The organism is Streptomyces aurantiacus JA 4570 (genome assembly GCF_000414115.1).
GTDB lineage: Bacteria > Actinomycetota > Actinomycetes > Streptomycetales > Streptomycetaceae > Streptomyces > Streptomyces aurantiacus_A.
The window spans coordinates 1-5,328 of sequence record NZ_AOPZ01000099.1 but is presented as its reverse complement, the minus strand read 5'-3'; the positions used below and the strand labels follow the sequence as shown (position 1 = coordinate 5,328).

The 5,328-nt window shown below is 70.6% G+C and carries 5 protein-coding genes; all 5 read left to right on the top strand.

The annotated features are described in order from the left end of the window. Nucleotides 1-71 precede the first annotated feature (71 nt). Nucleotides 72-2,276: an ATP-dependent DNA helicase RecG gene (gene recG, locus STRAU_RS12425; RefSeq protein WP_016640646.1), complete on the top strand. Its 2,205-nt coding sequence runs from the start codon at nucleotides 72-74 to the stop codon at nucleotides 2,274-2,276. Continuing rightward, nucleotides 2,273-3,046, top strand: a complete 774-nt coding sequence (rsmD, locus tag STRAU_RS12420) for a 16S rRNA (guanine(966)-N(2))-methyltransferase RsmD (protein WP_397892066.1) — start codon at nucleotides 2,273-2,275, stop codon at nucleotides 3,044-3,046. The genes recG and rsmD overlap by 4 nt, the downstream gene beginning before the upstream one ends. A 26-nt stretch (nucleotides 3,047-3,072) precedes the next feature. Continuing rightward, nucleotides 3,073-3,552, top strand: coding sequence for a pantetheine-phosphate adenylyltransferase (gene coaD, locus STRAU_RS12415; protein ID WP_016640644.1), 480 nt, complete (start codon nucleotides 3,073-3,075; stop codon nucleotides 3,550-3,552). 60 nt (nucleotides 3,553-3,612) lie between these two features. Continuing rightward, nucleotides 3,613-4,743: an ATP synthase F0 subunit B gene (locus STRAU_RS12410; RefSeq protein ID WP_016640643.1), complete on the top strand. Its 1,131-nt coding sequence runs from the start codon at nucleotides 3,613-3,615 to the stop codon at nucleotides 4,741-4,743. A gap of 115 nt (nucleotides 4,744-4,858) precedes the next feature. After that, nucleotides 4,859-5,328: YceD family protein (locus STRAU_RS12405; RefSeq protein WP_203227391.1), on the top strand; the 470-nt coding region annotated here is incomplete at its 3' end.

Here is a 5,328-nt window from a genome sequence, read left to right as displayed (position 1 = left end):
GAAGCCCCCGGCAGGGCCCGCCCCCCCACTTTCCCGCCCCATACCCCCAATTGTCAGTGCCGTGGTGTGCAATGGATCTCGTGCACGCGCTCCAGGAACCATTGAAGAACGCGCTCGGCCAGGCCACCGCGAAGGTGATGGCCGAGCACCTAGACCTGCACACGGTCGGCGACCTGCTGCACCACTACCCCCGGCGGTACGCCGAGCGCGGCGAGCTGACCCGCCTCTCCGACCTCCCGCTCGACGAGCACGTCACGGTCGTGGCCCAGGTCGCGACGGCCCGCGTCCTGCGGTTCAACGGCGGCAGCGGCCAGCGGCTGGAAGTCACCATCACGGACGGCAGCGGCCAGCTCCAGCTCGTGTTCTTCGGCCGCGGCATCCACAAGCCGCACAAGGACCTCCTGCCGGGCACCCGCGCGATGTTCGCGGGCAAGGTGTCGGTCTTCAACCGCAAGATGCAGCTCGCCCACCCGGCGTACGAACTGCTGCGCGGCGACGGCGATTCGGCCGCCGAGGCCGTCGACTCCTGGGCGGGAGCCCTCATCCCGATCTATCCGGCCACCGCCAAAATGGAGTCCTGGAAGATCGCCAAGTCGGTGGACGCGGTGCTGCCGAGCGCCCAGGAGGCGCAGGACCCGCTGCCCCCGTCCCTGCGCGAGGGCCGGGGCCTGATCCCGCTCCCCGAAGCGCTCCTGAAGATCCACCGACCGCACGCGAAGGCGGACATCGCCACCGCCCGCGACCGCCTGAAGTGGGACGAGGCGTTCGTGCTCCAGGTCGCCCTGGCCCGCCGCCGGCTCGCGGACTCCCAGCTCCCCGCCGTCCCCCGGCGCCCGCGCGCGGGCGGCCTCCTGGACGCCTTCGACGCCAAGCTGCCCTTCACGCTCACGGACGGCCAGCGCGCGGTCTCCAAGGAGATCTTCGACGACCTGGCCACCGAGCACCCGATGCACCGCCTCCTCCAGGGCGAGGTCGGCTCCGGGAAGACGATGGTGGCCCTGCGAGCCATGCTCGCCGTGGTGGACGCGGGCGGCCAGGCCGCGATGCTCGCCCCCACGGAAGTCCTGGCCCAGCAGCACCACCGGTCGATCACGGAGATGATGGGCGAGCTCGCCGAAGGGGGAATGCTCGGCGGCTCCGAGCACGCCACCAAGGTCACCCTGCTCACCGGCTCCATGGGCACCGCGGCCCGCCGCCAGGCCCTGCTCGACCTCGCCACCGGCGAGGCGGGCATCGTCATCGGGACGCACGCCCTCATCGAGGACAAGGTCCAGTTCCACGACCTGGGCCTGGTCGTCGTCGACGAGCAGCACCGCTTCGGCGTGGAGCAGCGCGACGCCCTGCGCGGCAAGGGCAAGCAGCCGCCGCACCTGCTGGTCATGACCGCCACCCCCATTCCGCGCACGGTCGCGATGACGGTCTTCGGCGACCTGGAGACCTCGGTGCTCGACCAGCTCCCGGCCGGCCGCTCGCCGATCTCCACGCACGTCGTCCCGGCCCAGGACAAGCCGCACTTCCTCGCCCGCGCGTGGGAGCGCGTGCGCGAAGAGGTGGAGAACGGCCACCAGGCGTACGTGGTCTGCCCCCGCATCGGTGACGACGAGGGGGAGGAACAGCCCAAGAAGGGCAAGAAGAAGCCCCCCGAGGACGAGGCCGAGAAGCGCCCCCCGCTCGCCGTCCTCGACGTGGCCGAGGAGCTGACCCACGGCCCCCTGCGCGGCCTCGCGGTCGAGGTCCTGCACGGCCGCATGCAGCCGGACGACAAGGACGCGGTGATGCGCCGCTTCGCCGCCGGCGAGACCCACGTCCTGGTCGCCACCACGGTGATCGAGGTCGGGGTGAACGTCCCGAACGCCACCGCCATGGTGATCATGGACGCCGACCGCTTCGGCGTCTCCCAGCTGCACCAGCTCCGCGGCCGCGTCGGCCGCGGCTCCGCGCCGGGCCTGTGCCTGCTGGTCACCGACATGCCGGAGGCGAGCCCCGCCCGCGCCCGCCTCGCCGCCGTGGCCGGCACGCTCGACGGCTTCGAGCTCTCCCGCATCGACCTGGAGCAGCGCCGCGAGGGCGACGTGCTCGGCCAGGCCCAGTCCGGCGTGCGCTCCTCGCTGCGCATGCTCGCCGTCATCGACGACGAGGAGATCATCGCCGCGGCCCGCGAGGAGGCGACGGCTGTCGTCACCCGCGACCCCGACCTGGAGCACCTGCCCGAACTGCGCACGGCCCTGGACGCCCTCCTGGACGCGGAGCGCGAGCAGTACCTGGACAAGGGCTGACCCACCCCCACCCGCGAGCACCCGGAGCGCGGACAAGGCGGGCCGACAAGGGCCGATGCCGTCGAACGCCATATCGTGAAGGGAAGCCACCCCTCAGCCAAAGGACCCAGATGACCCGCGTGATCGCCGGCGTGGCCGGCGGACGCCGCCTCGCCGTCCCGCCGGGGAACAACACCCGGCCCACCTCGGACCGCGCCCGCGAGGGCCTGTTCTCCACCTGGCAGGCCGTCCAGGGCACGCTCGACGGCGCCCGCGTCCTCGACCTGTACGCGGGCTCCGGCGCCGTCGGCCTGGAGGCCCTGTCCCGTGGCGCCGCGCACGCCCTGCTCGTCGAGGCCGACGCCCGCGCGGCCCGCACCATCCGCGCGAACATCAAGGCGCTCGGCCTGCCCGGCGCCGAGGCCAGGGCGGGCAAAGCGGCCCAGATCATCCGCGAGTCAACCCCTGCCACCCCCTATGACCTGGTATTTCTCGACCCCCCCTATGCCGTCGGCGATGACGATCTTCGGGAGATCCTGCTCACACTCCGCTCGGGAGGCTGGCTCACGGACGACGCGCTCGTCACCGTTGAACGCAGTACGAGAGGCGGAGAATTCGGCTGGCCGGACGGCTTCGAACCACTGAGGTCCCGTCGCTACGGCGAAGGCACGTTTTGGTACGGTCGCGCCGCCTCTTCGTACAAAGAGCCGGAAAGCTCGGCGGACGAAGAACCCGACAACTCTTCGGACGAAGAGCACGACCAGCACGAAGAGTCAGAGATCGCGCCATGATCCGACCGGAGAGCGAGGGACTTCCGTTGCGCCGCGCCGTCTGTCCGGGGTCGTTCGACCCCATCACCAATGGGCACCTCGACATCATCGCCCGCGCCTCCAAGCTGTACGACGTCGTGCACGTCGCGGTGATGATCAACAAGTCCAAGCAGGGCCTGTTCGAGATCGAGGAGCGGATCGAGCTGATCCGCCAGGTCACCGCCGAGTTCGGCAACGTGGAAGTCGAGTCCTTCCAGGGCCTGTTGGTCGACTTCTGCAAGGAGCGCGACATTCCGGCCATCGTCAAGGGCCTGCGCGCGGTCAGCGACTTCGACTACGAACTGCAGATGGCCCAGATGAACAACGGTCTCTCCGGTGTCGAGACCCTGTTCGTGCCCACCAACCCCACCTACAGCTTCCTGTCCTCCTCGCTGGTCAAGGAGGTGGCGACCTGGGGTGGCGACATCGCGCACCTGGTTCCCCCGGTCGTGCTCGAAGCCCTCAACAAGCGCCTCGCGAAGGGCTGAGCAAGGGCTACAGTCGTCCCGTCCGTCTCCCAACAAGCTGTAGAGAGTGGCGAGCCCGCGGTGGACGTGCAGAAGAAGATCGACGAGATCGTCGAGACGGTCGGCAGCGCCAAGTCCATGCCCATGTCCGCCTCGTGCGTGGTCAACCGCGCCGCGCTCCTGGCCCTGCTCGAAGAGGTGCGCCAGGCTCTGCCGGGCTCGCTCGCCCAGGCCCAGGAGCTGATCGGTGGCCGGGAGCAGCTGGTCGAGCAGGCCCGCCAGGAGGCCGAGCGGATCATCGAGGGCGCGCACGCCGAGCGCGGCTCGCTGATCTCCGACACGGAGGTCGCGCGCCGCTCCCAGGCCGAGGCGGACCGCATCCTCGACGAGGCCCGCAAGGAGGCCGCCGAGGTCCGCGCCGAGGCCGACGACTACGTGGACAGCAAGCTCGCCAACTTCGAGGTCGTCCTCACCAAGACGCTCGGCTCGGTCGGCCGCGGCCGCGAGAAGCTCCTCGGCACCGGCCCCGGCCTCGACGAGCAGGGGTACGAGGACGAGGACGCCCCCGAGCGCAGCCACGACCCGGAGACCCTGCGCCGCAACGCCGACGCCTACGTGGACGTGAAGCTCGGCGCCTTCGAGGCCGTGCTCGCCAAGACCCTGGAGGCCGTCGGCCGCGGCCGCCAGACCCTGCACGGCCGCGCCCCCGCCGACGAACTGAGCGAGCTGGGCGCGCACACCAAGGAACACACCTCGGACGCGGACTACCTCGCGGACCTCGCCGAGACCCCCGAGCGCCCGCGGCCGGCGACCACCCCGCCGATCCCCGCCCAGCAGCCGTACACACCCCCGCAGCCACAGGCCGAGCCGGACCCGTACGCGTACCAGCAGCAGGACCAGTACGGACACGGCACCCAGGACCCCTACGCCCAGGGCGCGGACCAGTACGGCGGCCAGACCCCGTACGGCCAGCCGGATCCGTACGCCTATCAGCAGGCATACGGCCGGCAGGATCCGTACGGCTACCAGCAGGACCCCTACGCGTACCAGCAGCAGGGCTACGACCCGAACCAGCCGGGTACCCCACAGGAGCCGCAGCAGCAGGGCTACGGCCAGCAGGCCCCCGCGCCCGCCGTGCTCGACGAGACCAGCCTCTTCGACACCACGATGATCAGCGCGGAGCAGCTGCGGCAGTACGAGCAGGGGCGCTAGTCCCGATTGGGCCGAGAGCGAAAGGTCCAGTATCCTGGCTCTTCGGTCGCGCGTATGTCCGCGATCCGGGCTGCCCGCTCACACCGCAGATCTGCCGCACAAGTGGATCTACGTCATGTGCGTGGCCGCCCGCTTGCCAAACTCCCAGGATTCGAAAGCAGGAAAAACCCTGAGCACGCGCCTCGACCACCGCAACCCACTTGTGTTCGACACACACGAGCTGGGTCGGCGTCCTGGTGCCCTGCAGCGGGTGACCCGCACGATCGACGCCCCCGGTTCGCCGGTTCCGTTCGGCGTCGAAGGGGTCGTCGGAGTGCCGGAAGGCGCCCCGGTCGAGCTGGAGATCCGGCTGGAGTCGGTCATGGAAGGGGTGCTTGTCACAGGCACCGCCCGTGCATCGGCCGAAGGGGAGTGCGTAAGGTGTCTGGAGCCGCTCGAGCTCGCGCTCGAAGCGGACTTCCAGGAGATGTTCTCGTACCCTGACGCCGACGACCGGGGCCGCGCAGCGGAACCGGCCGACGACGCCGAGGGCTCCGCAGAAAACGAGGACAGGCTCTTCCTCGAGGACGGCATGTTCGACCTCGA

Excerpts from the sequence above, each read along its gene's own strand:
- recG (WP_016640646.1), top strand. The coding sequence starts at position 72 with ATGGATCTCGTGCACGCGCTCCAGGAACCATTGAAGAACGCGCTCGGC.